We start from the raw sequence: 19,648 nt of genomic DNA on the forward strand, positions 1-19,648 counted from the left end.
TATATATCAATTAATCGGTGATGACACACGTCTCGCCAACAGTTAAAGAGTTAGGAAAATTTATGTCAGATAAAGTTGAAGGCACTGTAAAGTGGTTTAATGAAGCTAAAGGTTTTGGTTTTATCGCTCAAGACAATGGCGGACAAGACGTATTCGCTCACTACAGCGCTATCCAAGGTGGTGGTTTCAAGACCCTAGCCGAAGGTCAAAAAGTGTCTTTCATCTTAGGTGATGGCAAAAAAGGCCCACAAGCTGAGCAAATCGAAGCTATCTAATCCGATTTGTTATTAGGTAAGCTGATTTCAGCAAGCTTCATAACAGTAAGATTAATTAATATGCATTGATACCTTTGTTTGTTAAAACAATAAAAATACTGTTTAGACTTTAAAAAAGAGCAACCTCTGATCAGGTTGCTTTTTTTATGACATTTTTTCATGTAAGAATAACGGAATGGTGTTTCGGATTTTCTGCCCTAATTGGGCGCAAATTCTGATAAATAATTCAAAATATTAATTTAGTTCAAAGTATTAGTTTAATCGTGACTTATTGTTTTTAAAGGGAATAAACTGTATTAGTTAAATATTCCTAGTTGCTAAAATACTGTTAAAGAAATAACTGATAACAAAATATTAAGCAGTCAAAGGGCCGAGAATGCTATAAAGGTAGATACTATCGGTGCAAGAAAGTTATAGAATTAAGCCCTTATAACTATTTATTATAGAATAGTGACAAATTTATGACGCATTATTCACGGCGTTGTCTTGACCTTATGCCTATGCTCACGCAAGATACATAGGTCTGATAATAATGGTTGGCTTAGCTTTAGTAGATTTTTTTAATAAAGAATATGGTGCCAATACGACTCTTGCTATTGAATCATCTTTTTCGATTAATTATTGTTTGCTAAGTAGTAACAACTTTTAGTACCATCTTGAACGACGATTTGCACCACAATTTGAAAAACAGTTTAAAAGACGTTTTGAAAGAAAATGAACCTTTGGTTCTTAACTGACAATTTTTTAACTCATAACATTAATAAACGAGGAACGTATGAAAGCATTAGTAGCGGTCAAGCGTGTCATTGATTACAACGTAAAAGTTCGTGTGAAAGCTGATAACTCTGGCGTAGATTTATCTAACACTAAAATGTCAATCAACCCTTTTGATGAAATTGCAGTAGAAGAAGCGGTTCGTCTAAAAGAAGCTGGTGTGATTGATGAAATCATTGTTGCCTCAATTGGTCCAAAAGAATCACAAGAGCAGATTCGTGCTGCCTTAGCATTAGGTGCAGATCGTGGTATCTTGGTATTGACTGACGATAAAGCTTATCCACTACAAATCGCTAAGATACTTAAAAATATCGCTGAGTCTGAGTCGACTGATATTATCCTATTGGGTAAACAAGCGATTGATGACGATAATAACCAAACGGGTCAGATGCTAGCGGCATTGATGGGTATCGGCCAGGGTACGTTTGCATCAGAAGTGAAAGTTGAAGGCGATAAAGTAAATGTAACTCGTGAAATCGATGGCGGTTCGCAAACGGTTGCACTTGATTTGCCAGCGGTTATTACTACTGATTTGCGTTTGAATGAACCACGTTATGCTAAATTGCCTAACATCATGAAAGCAAAGAAAAAGCAGCTTGATGAAAAAACGCCTGCTGATTTTGGTGTTGATATGGCATCTAAGCAAGAAATTATTAAAGTCGTACCACCTGCTGAGCGTAAAGCTGGTATTAAAGTGGGTTCAGTTGATGAGTTGGTCGATAAGCTAAAAAATGAAGCAAAAGTAATCTAATACTTTGCTAGGGCGCATAGGTATTTATTATACTTTTATGCCTACATTTTATAAGCTGCATACATCGTTATGCGGATAAATGACCATACGAATCAATGATACGAATACATAAAGGATAAAAATCATGGCAATTTTGGTATATGCAGAACATGACAATGTCAGTCTAAAAAAGGCAACTTTGAATACTATCGCTGCTGCTAAGCAAATAGGCGGTGATATCCATGTACTAGTCGCTGGTAGTGGCAATCAAGCTGTCGCTGACGAGGCGGCTAAAGCGGAAGGCGTGGCTAAAGTATTATTAGCAGACAATGCTGCTTATGAGCATCAATTAGCAGGTAACTTAGCATTATTGGTTGCGGATATTGCTGGTGATTACAGTCATATCCTTGCGCCTGCAACTACGACTGGTAAAAACTTCTTACCACGTGTTGCGGCATTACTTAACGTCAGCATGCTGTCAGAAATCTCTGCTGTAGTAGATGCACAAACGTTTGAGCGTCCTATCTATGCTGGTAACGCCACAGCAACGGTTAAAACATCAGAAGACAAAGTGGTATTAACTGTACGTACTACCGCATTTGATCCAGTATCAAGCGAAGGTGGTTCAGCTACTGTCGAAGCTATTGATAATGTGCAAGAACTTGGTAAAGCAAGCTTTGTAAATGAAGAGATGGCTAAATCTGACCGTCCTGAATTAACCTCAGCAAGCATTGTGGTTTCTGGTGGTCGTGCTCTAGCAAATGGCGAAAACTTCACTAAGTATATCGAGCCATTGGCTGATAAACTTGGCGCTGCTGTTGGTGCATCACGTGCTGCCGTTGACGCAGGCTATGTGCCAAACGATATGCAAGTTGGTCAAACGGGTAAAATCGTCGCACCAGATTTGTATATCGCAGTAGGTATTTCAGGTGCCATTCAGCATTTAGCGGGTATGAAAGATTCTAAAGTCATCGTTGCTATCAACAATGACCCAGAATCACCTATCGCTAGCGTTGCTGATTACTTCTTAGAAGCGGATTTGTTTGAAGCATTGCCTGAGCTAACTAGTAAGGTTTAATAGTTACTTATTAAATGAATAATTTTTATTCACAAAATATCGTAGTCTATTATAGCTATCTTAGCTTAAAAGTGAATATTAAAGCCTCCTGCCTGTTGGTTGGAGGCTTTTTTCGCTTTGTTATTATGAAGTGGTGTTACATTTATTCTATCTAAGTTTGCTATTCTATAGGATAGTCTTATATAGTAGAGTGAAGTATTATTTGACTATTAAGTAATACTTTATTTCAATACATATGAGTATGATAAAAATATTTTATTGTTTTTTACGGACGAAACTACTAGCGTAGGTAATAGAGCATTTTCATAGTAGCCTTTTACTCTGTTAAATGATTAGGAGAAAAAAATGAGTGTAACAATGGATTTTACAGAAAAATTACCTAAAGAGTGGAACGATTGGGCCACGACAAATATCATGCGTGGTAGTTCAAAAGAAACAGTAATACACACATTAAAGGCGAATAAATTTTCGGATGCTCAGATTCAGGCAGCTTTAAATAATATTTTGAATATAAATACTAATCAAACTAGAAAGAATATTAGAAAATTACCAAATAACTTGAAAGAATGGGTAGGCGTTAATTTACTGCAAGGGGTAAGTAAAGACAATATATCGCAAGTATTATTGAAAAAAGGTTACACTCAAGCAGAGGTTTTACTTGAACTAGAAACCGCGTCTAAAAGTCCTTATTTACAAGCTGGACTTAAACCTCATAAAACTCTAAATAAACGGGAATGGCTTCTACAAACTTGTGATGATTTGGCTAGATTGGATCCTGGATATAATCAGAAGATTGATATAATTGACACGCCACCTTTTGATGTCTTCATTAGAGATTATTATAGTAAACATAAACCTGTTGTACTTAAAAAAGGGATTGACCATTGGCCAGCATTAAAAAAATGGAGTCCACAGTACTTTGCAGATATTTTAGGGGATAAAGAAGTTCAGATTCAATTTAATCGTGAAAGTGACGCGTTATTTGAACGCAATTCTGATAAACATCGTAAGTCTATGCTAATATCTGAATTTGTCGATATGATTGAAAATAATGGCGATAGTAATGACTACTACATGACAGCCAATAATACTCAACAAAATATTGATGCCATAAAGCCAGCATTTGAAGATATCGGTGACTTTGGTGAAGGTTATCGAAACCTGATAGACGATCCTGCATTTAGTACTTTTTTTTGGATGGGACCAAAAGGGGTTTTTACACCACTACACCATGATTTAACTAATAACATGTTAGTTCAGGTTTATGGTACTAAAAAGGTCACGTTAATTCCGGCATGGCAAGTACCCTTTCTATATAATGACTTACACGTATATAGTGAGGTAGATTTTCCTAACTTTGATCTGAAAAAGCATCCACTGATGGAGCATGTAACGCCAGTTGAAGTAACTATCGAAGCTGGAGATGCATTATTTATTCCCATCGCTTGGTGGCATTGCGTAAATGGACTGGAAAAATCCATTAGTATTAGCTTTACCAACTTTAATGCACCGAATCATTATTCTTCTAGCTTCAATGAAGCACAAGGTTAATTGTAATAATTGCTCAATAAAACTGAAATTAGTACATTAGAGTTGAGCTGATAAGATTTTATATATTAAATGACTGAATAATTGAACCTCGTTATTCAGTCATTTTTTTATTTGAAAAAAATCACCAATTGTTTTTTGACTTAATTAATTAGTTATAACAATTATTTCAGGAAATTGTTTAAAGCTCACATGCTCAGGTTATAATTAAATATTTAACAATAACGTCTCTGACGCAGAGTCTCATATAAACATAGTGAGCCTGCAATCGCTACATTGAGGCTTTCTTGTCCATTAGGCTGTGGTAGGGCAATAGGTGTGGCGCATTGCATCAGCTCCTCACAGACTCCTTGACCTTCATGTCCCATAATCCAAGCGATTGGTTTCTTTAGGTCATGTTGATAAATAACGGTATCAGTATGTGAGCTGGTCGCAAACAGCGGTGTTTGCACATGATATAAAATATCTTGTACACTTAAACCTTCATAAATAGTCAGCGCAAACTGTGCTCCCATGCCTGCTCGCAATGTCTTCGGTGACCAAGCTTGAGCGGTGGCGCTGGTGCAGAGTATGGTATTGATACCAATGGCGGCGGCGGTACGTAGTAGAGTACCGACGTTACCACTATCTTGTACGTCATTTAGAATCAGACAGTCGCTATTAATCATCGATAAACTGGGCGTTGGTACCTTGATAATTGCCATGATGTCGATGCCAGTACCTAAACTACGCATACTCTCATATAGTGAGTCTGACAAAATTAAAATAGGCGTATAGGTTGGTAGACGAGTTAAAACTTGCTGAACTTCAGGATGATGATGTGCTGATTCAGCTAGTAATATCTGCACAAATGGGTAGTCGCTACGGAGTGCAGCATCGATTAGATGGACGCCCTCAATGACCGTCTGACCATGCTTATTACGCTGGCGAGCTTGGGTCAATAAAGCTTTTACTAGCTTTATCGTCGTATTTTTATCTGAGGTAATCAGCTCGGTGGGATTTGCTACCATAATAGATCGCTTAGAGAAAAATGTAGAAAATATTGATGATTCGTATAAAGTGGCTATTCATTCTGCGCTATATGAATCATCAAGAGTTAATAAGATTGCTTATTTGTCAGTATAATTTAAATGCAGATTTTTGACATAATTGACTTCGTTTTTGCTACCAAGTACCACAGGCACACGTTGATGGATGTCAATCGGCTCGATATCTAAAATGCGATTGACCGCATCAGTTGCATCGCCACCAGCACGTTCAATCAATAGACTCATCGGATTGGCTTCATACATTAGACGTAATTTTCCTGCTTTATTAGCATACTTCGTATCAAATGGATAGGTGAATAAACCACCGCGACAAAGTATACGATGTACATCACCAACCATAGCTGCTACCCAACGCGTATTAAAATCGCGACCACGCACGCCTGTCTCGCCAGCGATAAGCTCATCGATATACTGTTGCATCGGTGCGCGCCAGTAACGGTAGTTTGAAGCGTTGATGGCATATTCGCTGGTATCGGCCTCGATTTGGATATTTTCTTCTATTAGCACATAGTCATTCGTGTCTGGATCTAGGCTAAACATGACCACGCTATCGGTGATAGTGAGCATTAGAACGGTAGAGGTGCCGTACAACAAATAACCTGCTGCTAGCTGTTGATTGCCCGCTTGTAAAAAATCGCTATTCTTACTGATTTGACCTTGACGCTGATACGGTAGAATAGAAAAAATAGTGCCAACGGCCATATTAATATCGATATTTGACGAACCATCAAGGGGATCAAATAGCACCAATAGACTCCCATCAGTATTGGCAGGAGTAGCATCATCAAGCTCTTCTGAGGCAACCCCTGCACAATGGGCATTTTTTGCTAAAGCATCTAACAATAAATCATTGGCAAGCACGTCTAATTTTTTTTGATCTTCACCTTGAATATTTTGATTACCCGCTTCGCCTAAGATATCTGCTAAGGCACCTTTTCTAAGCAGTTGTGAGATGGTTTTACCGACATCAGTAACGGTGGTAATAACGTCATTGAGGGCAGTATTGACTGCATTAGTTTTTAAATAGTTTGCTAGAGTGGTCATAAAGCTTCCTGATAAAGGGTATAAAAGTTAAAGAAAAGATGAGTGCTTAATAAATCTGGCAGGTGGTATTTAACATTCTAAATTTTGCAAATGATTAAATAGCCTGTATGGCGTCTTTGTCCTGACCGCAAAATCAGCTACACTATATATATTATTGTTTTTAAGTTTTTTTAGTACGCTTGTTTCGACTGTGTTTGCTAGAGATTTACATATATTACCTAGCAGGCGCTAAGTCTGTTTTATAGGATTAGTGTCATTACAGCAAATTGTAGCAAATAAGCGTCAAAATGTCCTTGTCTCTGTGCGTATCCGCTATAAATGCTCGAACAAAAATGAATAAATGATTAATATAGACTCATATAAACTCAAAATAAAGACTGACCATTATGTCAAATTCTATCGATAGTAGTTCACCACATCACGTCTCGCCGACTGAGCATGCAAAATTCGATCCTGATAGCATTCATCATAAGCTCAATACGTCGTTAAGTCGTCCGCAACTCAATACTGATGGCAGTATTCGCCATTTTTTGGGAGTAGAGGGACTTAATAAAGCACAGTTGCAGGCAATTATTGCAAAAGCTGAGACGTTTTTTGATGACAATGGGCAACTGATTAATCGTCCTGAGCTCGAAGGCTATACAGTCATGAATTTGTTTTTTGAGCCGTCAACTCGTACACGTACGACGTTTGAAGTAGCAGAAAAACGTTTGGGTGCCAATGTGCTGAATATCGATATTGAGCGCTCTAGCACTAAAAAAGGTGAAAGCTTGCGTGATACGCTGTGGAATCTGCAAGCGATGACCGCGGATATCTTTGTAGTACGGCATTCAGCGTCAGGTGCTGCCCATTTTATGGCCACAGAAGTGACACCAGATATTGCCATTATTAATGGTGGTGATGGCTGGCACGCACACCCGACGCAAGGCATGCTCGATATGCTGACCATTCACCGTGAAGCACCGCGCCCCTTTGAAGAGTTGTCGGTCGCTATCATTGGTGATATTAAGCATTCTCGGGTCGCACGTTCTGATATCAGTGCTTTGCAAACCTTAGGTGTGAAAGATATTCGCGTCTGTGCGCCGCGTACGCTGTTGCCTAAAGGGATTGAGCGTTTTGGGGTGCAAGTTTATGAAAATATGAATGAATGCGTGACCGACTGTGATGTCATTATGGGATTAAGAATACAAAATGAGCGTATCGGCTCGCCACTATTGGCTTCATCGAATGAATATTATAAGCATTATGGTATTACCCCAGAGCGGGTAGCACTGGCTAAGCCTGATGCGCTGGTCATGCATCCGGGACCAATGAATCGTGGGGTTGAGATTGCTTCTAGCGTTGCTGATGGTGCGCAATCTGTGATCTTAAAACAGGTCAATAACGGCATTGCTATTCGTATGGCGGTCCTGTCATTGGCAATGGAAGGTCAACGCGCGCATCAAGCGGCTGCCAATTAATGTTTGACCTAATATTGCGCTAGCCTATTTTATTCTTATTTATCCCATTTTATTGATACGGTAATAACGCTCATGGTCCACATTACGAATTCAGATGTTCATATGCACGACTTACTTCCAAAAGCATTTAAAGAATCACTGTCACAAATCGCCACTGCTCAGTTAGCAAAGCTTACGAGCGAGCGTGAGACATGGATATTACCACCGCTGGTAGATTTATGCGCCCGCTTACGTGAGCCGGGACAACAGCAACATGGTACCTTGGAGTCAGAAGGGCGAGCGGCCCGCGCCAATGGTTTTTTGCATGTGGTGATTCCTCCTGATACCACTCCTATCTTGGAGAACGGCTCACTGTTAAAAGGCTTGCGCGAGCGCGCGCTTGAAGACGGCGGCATTTACTTGCATATTTTAGGGGCATTGACTGCTGGGCTTGAAGGTGAACGCCCATCTAATATTGCTGGACTCAAAAAAGGCGGCTGTATAGCAGTCTCTAATGCTCGCAGACCTTTTCGCAATGATTTGGTATTGCTGCGTACATTAGAGTACGCCGCTACTTTTGGCATGAAAGTGTTCTTTTATCCTGATGAGCCCAGTCTGTCTGGAGACGGTGTTGCGCATGAAGGCTACATCGCTTCCTACCACGGACTGCAAGGTATTCCGTGGATTGCTGAAACAGTGGCATTATCAACTCAGCTACTGATGGTTGAGGAGACAGGGATATCGGCACATTTTAGTCAGCTGTCTTGTAAGTCTTCAGTGGAATTAATGCGCTGGGCAAAAAATAAAAAACTGCCAGTGACTTGTGATGTGGCCATGCATCAGCTCTACTTAACGGATGATAATTTAGAAGGCTTTAATTCTATGGCCTATGTATTACCGCCACTGCGTAGTAATACCGATCAAAAAGCATTACTTCGAGGGCTAAAAGACGGCACCATTGACGCTATTTGTAGTCATCATGAGCCCTTAAATGCGACGGCAAAAAAAGCACCGTTTGAAGAAAGTACGCCGGGTATCTCAAACTTTGATACTTTTATGGCGCTGGCGTGTCAATTAGTTCGTGATGAAGTATTAACGTTAGAGCAGCTGGTCGATAAGATTTGTCTTAATCCTGCGAAAATTGCTGGCATTACTAGCCAATATGAAAATATTGGTGGGGCAGTAGTGGTTGATCCTAATTTAGAATGGCAAGTGACTACGGAAACGATGCAATCTAGTGGTAAAAACACGCCTTTCTTTAATCAGCAGCTGCAAGGGCGCGTTGTGGAGACTTTCTTTGGTTAACTTGTCCGGTCGGGACGATAATCAGCGACATAAAAAGAGTGAGTCTAGCGAATCCATTAAAGCTGTCGCGATCTATGAGGTTGTTAAAGGTATCGGTGCGTTATTAGGAGCAGTTGCTTTATGGCTGTGGCATAAAGATATGGAGCAGTGGCTGTCAACAGCCACCCATTCTTGGCGACAATATTTCGGTCAACTGCTTGCGCCGCAAGTTGATAGCGCGGTACAGATTGCGCAGCAAGCCAGTAAAAACTGGACGGTGTTTCTATTAATAATATTTGCTTACGCCAGTCTGCGTTTTATCGAAGCGTATGGGTTATGGCAAGATAAAACGTGGGCATATTGGTTTGGGGTAGTGGGCTATGGAATATTTATTCCGATTGAGCTTTATTACTTGATTGTGAGTCCATTTGACTGGTTTAAATTAGGTATTTTGTTACTCAATATTTTTATTGTGATTATAGTTTATCGCAATATGAAACGTAAAGGTTTGCTATAGAATAAAGCGCCATAAAGGATTTTATTAAACAAAGAAGCCTTCATGTCAACGATAAAAAGCCATCATAAAGAGGTTATCTTTAATGCTGGCTTTTTATTATTTGGAACTAAGTTTTTTATCTTTGGCTTAAGGAATAGTATTCTTGTTAGTTTAAAAGTTTGGTTGTTGCTCAGTAGGGCAAATGGTTTTTGCCACTTTACCGACACTCAAACCTTGAATCAAGATAGAAAACACCACCACTGCGTAGGTTAAAGCCAGTAAAATATCACGCTCCGCTCCTGTTGGTAGTTGTAATACTAACGCTACGGAAATACCACCGCGTAGCCCGCCCCACGTTAGTACCTTCCACGCACCCGTCGGTAGATCAAGCTGTTTACTAAAGGTCTTAGTAGTCATGCCTACCACGATAAGCCGAGCGAGTAGCGCGATGATAATGGTTAGGCCACCAGCAATAAATAAATTACCTGAGAAGGTAATCATCACCACCTCTAAACCGATTAAAACAAACAAAATGGCGTTTAAAATTTCATCAATTAATTCCCAAAATAAATCAATATAGTGGCGAGTCTTATCACTCATCGCCAGCTCCCGCCCTCGATTACCGACCATCAGTCCCATCATTACCATTGCCAAAGGTCCTGACAGATGCCAATGGCTGGCAAGTGCATAGCCACCTATCACGCCGGCTAGCGTTAACAACACTTCTTCTTGATAGCTATCAATGCTTTTGAGCATATAATACAAAATTGCACCAAGTACTAAGCCAAAGATAATACCGCCACCAGCTTCAACTGCTAGGGTATGCGCCACATAGTTGACCGTTGGAATATCACCGCTCGATAAAATCCCAAGAAGAATGACGAAAATAACAACACCGATACCATCATTGAATAAAGACTCACCAGCGATGACGGTTTCAATACTTTTGGGTGCACCTGCTGACGCCAAAATTCCCATCACGGCAATGGGATCTGTCGGTGATATCAAGGCACCAAATAATAAGCACCAAATAAATGGCAGACCGAAACCTAACAGCGGCAGCATAAAGTAAATAGCCGTTGCAATCAGTACTGCTGATATGACGGTACCCAAACAAGCGAGGATCCCAATGGGTAGCTTATAACGTTTTAAGTCGCCAATATTGACATGTAAGGCACCCGCAAATAGCAGCATAGAAAGCATGCCATCAAGCAATACCTCGGTAAAATCGAGCTGGTCTAATAAGCTGACCTCATAATCAATCAGCTGATCAAACCCTAAAAACCCTAAAAATATTGCCCCAATAGATAATAATATAGAGATGACCATGACGCCGATAGTCGTCGGTAGACCAATAAAGCGATGATTCACATAAGTCAGTAAGGCGGTGATAGATAAAAAGATAGCACTGATTTCAAGTACAGTCAGACTGGTTGCAGATGCCATAAAAGGAGTCTCAATTAAATATAAAAATTGCCTTAAGCCTAAAGCTTGCGACGCTTATGGTTAGTATTTATCTTATTATTTGATTCGTGATTGTACATATGTTTGTGAATACTAACATATAGTATAAAAAATTAATTAGACTGTGCTTGTTAATTAGACTGTGTCTGTAGCGCTTTATGGATATGAGCTGAAAACTCGCTAATGTATTCGAAGTGTTGATGTTTGGCGTGATCATCGTGAATAAAGTGCCGTGCTTGCTGACACATTGCGCTTAAGTCCGCCACTAGCTCTTTATAGTTAAGATTTGCTTCTCCTGCACGCTCAATGAGTGATAGCTCATGCAGCAGTGTCTGCCGCTGGGCGCTGTTCACACGCGCATAGTTAAGGTCTGTCATAGCTTGACACAGGGCTTTTAAAACCATTAAGTCAGCAGTCGCATAACGGCGTATCTCACCAAGTGAGGTATCTATAAAGTCGGATATCTTAGGTGTTTTAGTAATAACAGCCAATATTGCCACGCGCTGCGGATCTACAGTACTGTCAGATGAATCGTTATTATGTCGGTCATGTGGCGGTATATAAAAATGATAAGGACTTGGTGGCTGTAATCGCATCATGACACTCAGGCAGTTAGTCATAGATTGCACGCAGTTGACTGCTGTTCTAGGATCATTAATCCCTGGAGATAAAGCACGTACTGCAATTTCAGTTATTTGTCCTAAGCTAGACGCAATATCATCAGAGTAAGCTGAGCGCTGATCAAGATGAATACAAGTGGCAAAGCGCTGCCAAAACAGACCATCAAGCGTGCGTGGCATGATGGCTAAATGGGATGTTTCCGTTTTTTGTAAATGTGCGATGTGACTTGCTGGCCGTTGATAAAAATGTCCCATGACATTTTTATCAGTGACAAAGCGACCAAGATTGGTATGTAGCTGCAGCACGCCACCATAATCTTGCGCTAGTGTTATCAGCGACTCAAGATAAATTTGCTGTAAATAGCCTGAGCTTGGTGCATAAATAGCAGTAGCAGGCCAAGTATAATACAGCGCAACGTCGGGCTGCGCTGTATCACGCTGATGTTGCAGCTCGCAATGGTCACTATACCAATAGTGAATATTGTTAATGGCATCATTACTGGCACCTTGAATGACATGTGATGCCTGAATGGCGTGTACCATATGCTGAACAAAATATACTAGTAGCAAGGCACAAATGATGGCCATGATAATAGCAAAGGTCACTGCCAATTGAGGTACACCAAAAGCCACATCATACTTATGAATAGATTTTAAGACTAATAAACTATAACTGAACGTCCCAATAAATGCGCCCAGTACGAACTGATTGGGCGTATCGGTCAAAAAGTTACGTAGCAGTCGTGGACCAAACTGTGACGAAGCCATAGACAAGACAGCAATAGTAATCGAAAAGGTGGTTCCTGCCACGCCAAGTACTGCGCCTGCAATAGCCGTCATAATAGCGCGCGCTGCTTGATCATCACCCGTAAAGGCAAAAGTGAGTTCTCTGACGGTTTCACGATCAAAGTGCTCATCAATGGTAACGAATAGCGGTGCCAACAAGATACCAACTAACACGCAAGCCGTTGGAATAAACCAGTAAGAGCCAAGCAGCTGCTGCCATAGGTTTTTTAGGCGATCGGGAAAGTTGGTGAGAGTTTGTAGCGACCATAACTGGGTAAATTGCTTGAGTCTGCGAATGATTGTTAGTAATGCAGACTTTAACCAGCTATTTTTAGGGTGTTTATCCAATGTTATGCTCTCCGAAAACGACCTAAAATCGACCTAAGAAACAATCAATTTTTTTATTAGAAATCATGATTTTATTTGGCTAGAAAAAATGATTAAACGTAAATTACCTTATCATATAAGCCATAAAGATTAGAAATTTAGTAAAAAAATAAGCCCCTATATAGGAGCTTATTTTTAGTATGACAAGTTTTTAATGAGATAAGGCATTAATGATGTTAACTTAGTATCAAACTTAGATACTAAGTTAACATCGCTTATCTCTGATTGCAGCCACCATTACAATGCTTAATCATTAAGTTTTCATATTATCTATTAACTGACAAAATCATCAATAAACGTGCTTATCGCAGAGCTTAATTTTGCTAGTACTGACGGCTCTTCTGTACTGTCTGCATTTAACGATAGTGTTCGCATGTTATCCATCTTTGCTGGTTGTTTTTGCAGACTATCCACAGTTAACGGTAGATTGCTACCAACTGTCGCTAAGATAAAGCTTGGGTTTTTGGTCAGCGTCGTCCATTTCTGATTCCAGCCACTATTACAGTTGTAAGTAATCAAGCTTCCGCGGTTATTGACTAAATTACCCGTTCGCAAATCAAAGCATTTGTTGCCTTGTTTGATTTCGGTAGCACCGTTCATAGTCCAGACTTGCGTTGGTGAGTCCAAACTACAAGCGCCCAAACCTACCCAAGAGTCTCGTTCCGTCAAGCACTGATCTAATGCCATTTTACTGTGAATTTTACCTTTAGCATCGTAAACCCACTGTTCAGAGTCATCACCAGTACAGCCACTTTGACCGCTAATAAAGGTATTTAGCGTGCCATCTTCTCGTTTTTCAACTTTAAGACAGTTGTTGCCGTTACGTATCGTAGTCGCATTTTCTAAAGGTTTGTCATCTTGTAAATCTAACAATTCGACAAATTTCTGAAATGCAGTGAGTGCTTCAGGCTCTTTCTTGGTCAAATCAGTGTTATACGCATCGACCCAACGGTTCAAGCGCTTTAGAGTTTGCTGTTGCTGCTCATAACGCTCTAATGTTTGCAATGCTTGCGGGCTGAGTTCAGCACGATACTCTTTATAAGAATCATATAATAATTTACCATTGGTATTCAAAATAACCGTTGGATTTTCTGCTTGGGCGATGAGTTGCTGCTCTAAATTTGGTAGTTCTACCTTTCTTAGTGCCGTATAGCCCTGCTCTTTACCAAAGGTAACCGCTGGTTTGATGGCATTGCTATATTCACGGATATCAATCGTCGATAGCTGTACTTGTGCTTCATTGACCTTTTTACAGTACAAATCTACTTTTTTCGGATTTTCGGCAATCGCTAAATTGACATGGAATTTATTGGCATTGCCATTCATCCGATTAGGGGACAAGGCAATATTATTAACCATGTTATTACTGTAAGTCACGCTCAACCAGCAGCTTGCCGCTTCAAGTGAGTTATTTGGCGTCGGTAAATCAAAGACGTTACCCCAGTTACCACGTGCCTCAGGATAAATAATGCCGTTTTGCGCTATAGGGTCATAACCGCCTAAGATGGTGAAAACAGGCACACCTTGTAAGCGTGGTTTTAAGTAATTACCATCGGCACGGTTATACCAAACATTAGTAGATTTTGGTACTTTAGGTTGGATGACTTCCATTTTTCTAAGTGCAGGATTCCATTTCTTATAGCCAGTCGGTGAATCAGCGTCAAACACCGCCCGATCAAATGCCGGCTGTATTTTTATCTTGGTACTGTAACCGGTGTAATGGGTATAGTTTGAATAAGCCCCACTCTGTGATCCGCCAGACATAGCATCGCGACCATAACTATAGGTGCCTAAGAAAGTAGGTTTACCACTGAGACCATCACCTACATTAGAGTTTTCCCAGTCTAAGTTACTGCGCATTTTATTTCTGACGCCATTATAGCCCCAGCCACTATTGGCATGATGCTCTGCCCAAAAATAATCTCCGTTCACTTCACCGGGATAGTGCCCCAAACCATAATGATGGCCGATTTCATGGCTAAATTCATTACCCACTGAATCGATAATAGTCAGCATGCCATTACCACCGCTTAAGCCGTGGTTATGTTCACCATTCTTATATTTACCGCGCGCGTGATGCGCATTCACATTTTGGGTTAACTGTGGCTGCTCTTGACTGTGTAAAGAGGCACTGGTTACGCCCCAGTTAGCTAAGTTGATGCCGACACCAAAGGTCGCTTTTGCCGTATTTTCACGCATATCACCATCATAATAGCCGCCATCTGAATTACTGACCGAATCATAAATGGTGCCATTACCGATCATCACGCGATCAAGCTTAACGTCATCATATGCAGCAACGGTCATTTGTGCTGCTGGAATGGTTTGGAAGTAGTCTGAACCCGCTCTTTCTGGGTCACGTAACATGTAATGCCCCCAAGATTGAGGCGCATTCGTTAACATACCCAAACGCATATTGGTCAATATCAGCTCGCCTGGTGCAGCAAAGTCTATTTTATCTTCTAGCAATTCACCGCTACGATTCTGCTCATCCACAATGCGGATTTTGAGACCGCCCTGTACTTCGTCCCAATTTAGTTTGGTCGACCAAGCACGCTTACTATAAAAAACCCGTGGCCTTGCATCATTATTATTTTGATCGGTATGTGGAATTTGAGCGGGGTCGTCTAAATTGACGCTTCGTAATAGAGCGCCATCTTTATAAATCTCAGCCACTAATTGCTTAACTTCTCCCATCTCTATTGTGGGCGTCACCAATAACAGCGCTTCTTTTTCTGCCGTTAGGCGGGGCATATTTTTTGCTTCATTATTCTGTGGATCAACGGTATGATTCTGTCCAAACTGAATCATTGCTTGGAAAGAGCCCAATAAGTCTGGGCGAATAACGCGAGTCAATCCTTCTCTGCCATCATGGTCAAAAAATCCCAAAGAAAAATAATCTAGCATATCTTTTTTTGGTTCTGGATATTTGATTGGTGTGCTTGGTCCTATTGGGGTTACAGGAATAATGGGCGTACTTGGTCCAATTGGCGTTGCAGGAATAGTAGTTACTGGTGGCTTAATGGGCGTACTTGGCCCAATTGGTGTGGCAGGAATACTTGTCACAGGCGGCTTAATAGGCGTACTTGGCCCAATTGGTGTTGCAGGAATAGTAGTTACTGGTGGCTTAATAGGCGTACTTGGCCCAATTGGTGTGGCAGGAATAGTGGTTACTGGTGGCTTAATGGGCGTACTTGGTCCAATTGGCGTTGCAGGAATAGTAGTTACTGGTGGCTTAATAGGCGTACTAGGCCCAATTGGTGTGGCAGGAATAGTAGTTACCGGTGGTGTTACATCTGGTGGTGTTGTAGCTGGCGGGACTATAGGCGCTGGAGTGTTTTCATTACCTTCACCACAGGCAGCAAGCATGATAGAGATGATACCGATGCTTAATGCCTTTAATGGAAATGTTATTATAATTTTCACGCAAATTGCCTTATCAATATAATTTAAGGCAATATAACAGTTATGTTGATATTTAGTATGATATTTGTTTCATGCATAGAAATAAGTTTATTTTTTACAGATATTAAAAACTATACGTTATTGTTTTAAGCAAGTTTTAAGAAAAAATTATCAGTCTACTATTGGATTGTCTGCTTCTGTAATAATATCGCCTTTTTGGTTAGAAGGATTGCTATTCATTTTACCTTTAGAATCACTGCTATCATTAGGAAGAATAATTGCATTATTACGCTCATCGCACTCTATGTCGCTATCTTTGTCATAAGCGACAGGATCGAAGCGCGGTGTTTCATGGTTAATATCTGAATCTTCTTGAGATAAATGATTAGAGGTAGCAGCGCTAGATTTCCTAAAAAGTTTGGCTTCATTGTTTTTAGATTTTTCTGCTTCGTCATTAGCAGACTTTTTGCGCGGCTCACTATGAGCAAAAATAGCATTTAGTGGCACATTCAATTGTGCTTTGGCGTAGGCTTCCGTATTTTCAAACCGATTAACCAATAAACCGAGCCAAGGTTTTTGGTCTTGTGGGCTCATCTCATCAAGTTCATCCTTGATAGGCAAAGGATAAGGTAGGGTACGATAAAAGTCCCATAAGGTCATTTTACTCAAATCTTTTTTGAGCACATAATCCTCGTCTTCTGTCATAGTAATTAAACTGCTATCTTGCAGGTAATTAATATAGGTATACCACTTTGGCAGCTCTTTACGTCCTAGTACATTGCGTAGCGCTTGCTCACTAACCGCTTCGCCTTTTAAATGATGGGTATAGACTAGGTTTAACATATCGAGCAAGCTTAGAAATGGATGGCGCGGGTAGACTTCTTCGGTCTCAAAAATAGTCAAGGTATAGCTAATCTCAACCCCTAATAAAATTAGATTCCATGAGAGATATATCCATAATAAGAAAATCGGTACTGCTGCAAATGCCCCATAAATAGCTTCATAGCTGGTAAAGTTCGCCATCACGGTACCAAAAAGGTGCTTCATCAGCTCAAAGACGATTGCCACAAAAATACCAGCAATCGCGGCGTTCTTTACAGGTACCCGTGCTTTTGGAATAAACCAGTACATACTAATGAAGCCAGCTATCGTCACTCCAATGGATACAACCTGTACCCAAAATGACCAGTCAATACCATAGCCGCCAATTTGTCGATTGAACAAACTGAAGCTTTGTACCGCACTTGAGGCGAGAAACGCAGTACCCAACACCAATGGTCCTAATGTGACGATTGTCCAATAGCGCAGCATACTTTTCATGCCGCCAGAACGACTTTCTACGCGCCATATTTGGTTAAAAGCACGCTCAATAGTCGTCAAGGTCATGATAGTGGTAAAAAATAACACCATCGCCCCGATGATGGTTAAGTTTGATGATTTTTCAGCGAAGTTATTGATGTATTTACTAACCTGCAAGCTCGATTGTGGCAGTAAGTTACTATAAATCACTTCATAAATCTGCGCCCTCACTGACGCAAGCGCCGGAACTGAAGACAAGATCATCAACAACACCGTTAATATAGGTACAATTGACAACAAAGTCGTGTAGGTCAGTGAAGCCGCTTTTTGCTGGCAATTGTCTTCAAAAAAGTGCCGAGTCAAAAAACGTAGGAACTGAAACCAACGTTGGTGTAAAAAAGGTATTTTTTTTAATAAATTTTCCATAACGACCATTTAGCAGAGATATAAGAGTGCGAATAGTGTACCAAAAATGAGCTATCTGAATCTGCCAGTTAATTGTGTCAAAATGCATTAACGTGTATTAAGCGTGCGAGTAGAGCCATGCTGAGGATTGAGATTTTTGCAAAAAAAGCGCTAAGCAACCATTAGCTGATTCCCTTGGTTAGTATGTTAAGTACGGTGCTAAGTATTATGTTAGGTATAATGCTTTGTTTGCATGTCAGTGAATGACTCGGGCATAATGTACACATCTACCAATCAGACCAATCACTTTATTATAGTTATAATTCGCTATATTACGGTTAATAATTTTCTAAGGAAGTTTTGCTAATGAGTCAGACCGCCCCTTACGTTTTGGTGCTCTATTATTCAAATTACGGTACGACTAAGACATTAGCATATGCTATCGCTCAGGGCATTGAAGAGGCGGGCATGACAGCACGTATCCGCACAGTGCCGACAGTAGCGCCCGAGACCACATCAAGTAAGCCTGCGATACCCGATGAAGGTGACCTATATTGCACCATGGAAGATTTAAAAGACTGTATGGGTCTTGCGCTTGGCAGTCCAACGCACTTTGGCAATATGGCCGCGCCCATGAAGTATTTTTGGGACAATACCGTCACGCTATGGCTAGCCGGTAATCTCCAAAACAAGCCAGCAGCGGTATTTACCGCAACGGGTTCAATGCACGGCGGGCAGGAGACGACATTGCTGACGATGATGCTGCCATTGATGCACCACGGCATGATGATCGTGGGTATACCATACGCAGAGCCTGGGCTTAATCGTACCCATCGTGGTGGCTCGCCCTATGGGGCAAGCCATGTCAGTGGTGCGTCACATGATCAGGCTGTGTCTGCTGATGAGCGCGAACTGGCCATCGCTCAAGGGCGTCGTTTGGCGATTACTGCCTCAGCGCTAGCACAAGCAAATTGGCGCTAAGCGGTTTTATTGACAAGGAAACATAGCTCTCTAATGCCAAATATTTCTGATCGTACCAATCAAAAACCTGCTGTAAAGACTGGCAAGACTATTAAACCTATTAAACCCATTACGCCTATCCGTCAGCGCTTGATGGTGACTTGGCTGGTTTGGCTAATTTTTAGATTGCTTGCTTTACCTATTTTGATAAATGTCCTTAATGTCAGTAGTCCTGATATTGTCGGCGGTATCGCATGGCAAGCGCTATGGCTCGTCCCAGCATTTGTCTTAACGCCATCGATACTTCGCGGACGTTCACCTTATGCGTTATTAATAGACAGCATGTTTATCTTGGTATATCTAGGGGCAAGTGGTGTGGTACTGTTTACCCGCGTCTATGGTAGTAGTTGGGCAGAAATAGCAGTATATTTTATTGATTTTGTATTATTGTTTGCCATTAACGTCTGGTTGTTTATTTTATTAAAGCGTCTACCTTCTATGAATAATGTCGTTAAGCAACCTCGTTAACTGCTCAATCAATTTTATTTTTATAAGTTTAAACATAAAAAAGCGGCACTCAAATAGAGTGCCGCTTTTTTTATTTA

General features: G+C 40.7%; 15 protein-coding genes. 9 read left to right on the forward strand and 6 right to left on the reverse strand.

Going from position 1 to position 19,648, the window contains the following annotated elements; genetic code table 11:
- Window positions 1-62: 62 nt before the first annotated feature.
- The 4 genes from WAZ74_RS10760 (at window position 63) to WAZ74_RS10775 (ending at window position 4,408) form a co-directional block, all read left to right on the forward strand.
- Window positions 63-275: a cold-shock protein gene (locus tag WAZ74_RS10760; protein ID WP_010196799.1), complete on the forward strand. Its 213-nt coding sequence runs from the start codon at window positions 63-65 to the stop codon at window positions 273-275.
- Between the two features lie 775 nt (window positions 276-1,050).
- Window positions 1,051-1,800: an electron transfer flavoprotein subunit beta/FixA family protein gene (locus tag WAZ74_RS10765; protein WP_422308301.1), complete on the forward strand. Its 750-nt coding sequence runs from the start codon at window positions 1,051-1,053 to the stop codon at window positions 1,798-1,800.
- A 124-nt stretch (window positions 1,801-1,924) separates the two neighbouring features.
- The gene (locus WAZ74_RS10770) at window positions 1,925-2,857 is read left to right on the forward strand and encodes an electron transfer flavoprotein subunit alpha/FixB family protein (protein ID WP_422308302.1); all 933 of its coding nucleotides are present in this window, start codon (window positions 1,925-1,927) and stop codon (window positions 2,855-2,857) included.
- Window positions 2,858-3,202: 345 nt separating this feature from the next.
- Complete coding sequence (locus WAZ74_RS10775) at window positions 3,203-4,408, forward strand: cupin-like domain-containing protein (protein ID WP_422308303.1); 1,206 nt, start codon at window positions 3,203-3,205, stop codon at window positions 4,406-4,408.
- 212 nt (window positions 4,409-4,620) lie between these two features.
- Here the strand turns inward: WAZ74_RS10775 and WAZ74_RS10780 are convergent, their stop codons facing one another.
- Both WAZ74_RS10780 and WAZ74_RS10785 read right to left on the reverse strand, forming a co-directional pair.
- The gene (locus WAZ74_RS10780; RefSeq protein WP_422308304.1) at window positions 4,621-5,415 is read right to left on the reverse strand and encodes a TrmH family RNA methyltransferase; all 795 of its coding nucleotides are present in this window, start codon (window positions 5,413-5,415) and stop codon (window positions 4,621-4,623) included.
- Between the two features lie 99 nt (window positions 5,416-5,514).
- On the reverse strand, window positions 5,515-6,498 hold the full coding sequence (locus WAZ74_RS10785) for a class 1 fructose-bisphosphatase (RefSeq protein WP_422308305.1): 984 nt from the start codon (window positions 6,496-6,498) through the stop codon (window positions 5,515-5,517).
- A gap of 386 nt (window positions 6,499-6,884) precedes the next feature.
- Here WAZ74_RS10785 and WAZ74_RS10790 point away from each other — a divergent pair, with 386 nt between their 5' ends.
- The 3 genes from WAZ74_RS10790 (at window position 6,885) to WAZ74_RS10800 (ending at window position 9,738) form a co-directional block, all read left to right on the forward strand.
- On the forward strand, window positions 6,885-7,958 hold the full coding sequence (locus WAZ74_RS10790; protein ID WP_422308306.1) for an aspartate carbamoyltransferase catalytic subunit: 1,074 nt from the start codon (window positions 6,885-6,887) through the stop codon (window positions 7,956-7,958).
- 102 nt (window positions 7,959-8,060) lie between these two features.
- On the forward strand, window positions 8,061-9,242 hold the full coding sequence (locus WAZ74_RS10795; RefSeq protein ID WP_422308307.1) for a dihydroorotase: 1,182 nt from the start codon (window positions 8,061-8,063) through the stop codon (window positions 9,240-9,242).
- Window positions 9,235-9,738, forward strand: coding sequence for a DUF2127 domain-containing protein (locus WAZ74_RS10800; protein WP_422308308.1), 504 nt, complete (start codon window positions 9,235-9,237; stop codon window positions 9,736-9,738). Before WAZ74_RS10795 ends, WAZ74_RS10800 begins: the two co-directional genes overlap by 8 nt.
- Before the next feature lie 150 nt (window positions 9,739-9,888).
- Here WAZ74_RS10800 and WAZ74_RS10805 read toward each other — a convergent pair whose 3' ends face one another.
- The 4 genes from WAZ74_RS10805 to WAZ74_RS10820 form a co-directional block, all read right to left on the reverse strand.
- Entirely contained in the window at window positions 9,889-11,163 is a 1,275-nt protein-coding gene (locus tag WAZ74_RS10805; protein ID WP_422308309.1) for a cation:proton antiporter, read from the reverse strand.
- A gap of 149 nt (window positions 11,164-11,312) precedes the next feature.
- Entirely contained in the window at window positions 11,313-12,935 is a 1,623-nt protein-coding gene (locus tag WAZ74_RS10810; RefSeq protein WP_422308310.1) for a DUF2254 domain-containing protein, read from the reverse strand.
- A 312-nt stretch (window positions 12,936-13,247) separates the two neighbouring features.
- Entirely contained in the window at window positions 13,248-16,388 is a 3,141-nt protein-coding gene (locus WAZ74_RS10815) for a M66 family metalloprotease (RefSeq protein WP_422308327.1), read from the reverse strand.
- A 162-nt stretch (window positions 16,389-16,550) separates the two neighbouring features.
- On the reverse strand, window positions 16,551-18,104 hold the full coding sequence (locus tag WAZ74_RS10820) for a YihY family inner membrane protein (protein ID WP_422308311.1): 1,554 nt from the start codon (window positions 18,102-18,104) through the stop codon (window positions 16,551-16,553).
- A gap of 345 nt (window positions 18,105-18,449) precedes the next feature.
- On the opposite strand from WAZ74_RS10820, the gene wrbA reads away from it, so the two are divergent.
- Window positions 18,450-19,064, forward strand: coding sequence for an NAD(P)H:quinone oxidoreductase (gene wrbA, locus WAZ74_RS10825; protein WP_422308312.1), 615 nt, complete (start codon window positions 18,450-18,452; stop codon window positions 19,062-19,064).
- Window positions 19,065-19,097: 33 nt separating this feature from the next.
- Window positions 19,098-19,571, forward strand: coding sequence for a hypothetical protein (locus WAZ74_RS10830; RefSeq protein ID WP_422308313.1), 474 nt, complete (start codon window positions 19,098-19,100; stop codon window positions 19,569-19,571).
- Window positions 19,572-19,648 lie beyond the last annotated feature (77 nt).

It is taken from the genome of Psychrobacter sp. (assembly GCF_049295055.1).
Classification (GTDB): Bacteria; Pseudomonadota; Gammaproteobacteria; order Pseudomonadales; family Moraxellaceae; genus Psychrobacter.

Bases quoted from the DNA above. Each gene is read 5' to 3' on its own strand.
- WAZ74_RS10760 (WP_010196799.1), top strand. From the start codon at position 63: ATGTCAGATAAAGTTGAAGGCACTGTAAAGTGGTTTAATGAAGCTAAA.
- WAZ74_RS10765 (WP_422308301.1), top strand. From the start codon at position 1,051: ATGAAAGCATTAGTAGCGGTCAAGCGTGTCATTGATTACAACGTAAAA.
- WAZ74_RS10770 (WP_422308302.1), top strand. From the start codon at position 1,925: ATGGCAATTTTGGTATATGCAGAACATGACAATGTCAGTCTAAAAAAG.
- WAZ74_RS10775 (WP_422308303.1), top strand. From the start codon at position 3,203: ATGAGTGTAACAATGGATTTTACAGAAAAATTACCTAAAGAGTGGAAC.
- WAZ74_RS10780 (WP_422308304.1), bottom strand. From the start codon at position 5,415: ATGGTAGCAAATCCCACCGAGCTGATTACCTCAGATAAAAATACGACG.
- WAZ74_RS10785 (WP_422308305.1), bottom strand. From the start codon at position 6,498: ATGACCACTCTAGCAAACTATTTAAAAACTAATGCAGTCAATACTGCC.
- WAZ74_RS10790 (WP_422308306.1), top strand. From the start codon at position 6,885: ATGTCAAATTCTATCGATAGTAGTTCACCACATCACGTCTCGCCGACT.
- WAZ74_RS10795 (WP_422308307.1), top strand. From the start codon at position 8,061: ATGCACGACTTACTTCCAAAAGCATTTAAAGAATCACTGTCACAAATC.
- WAZ74_RS10805 (WP_422308309.1), bottom strand. From the start codon at position 11,163: ATGGCATCTGCAACCAGTCTGACTGTACTTGAAATCAGTGCTATCTTT.
- WAZ74_RS10820 (WP_422308311.1), bottom strand. From the start codon at position 18,104: ATGGAAAATTTATTAAAAAAAATACCTTTTTTACACCAACGTTGGTTT.
- wrbA (WP_422308312.1), top strand. From the start codon at position 18,450: ATGAGTCAGACCGCCCCTTACGTTTTGGTGCTCTATTATTCAAATTAC.
- WAZ74_RS10830 (WP_422308313.1), top strand. From the start codon at position 19,098: ATGCCAAATATTTCTGATCGTACCAATCAAAAACCTGCTGTAAAGACT.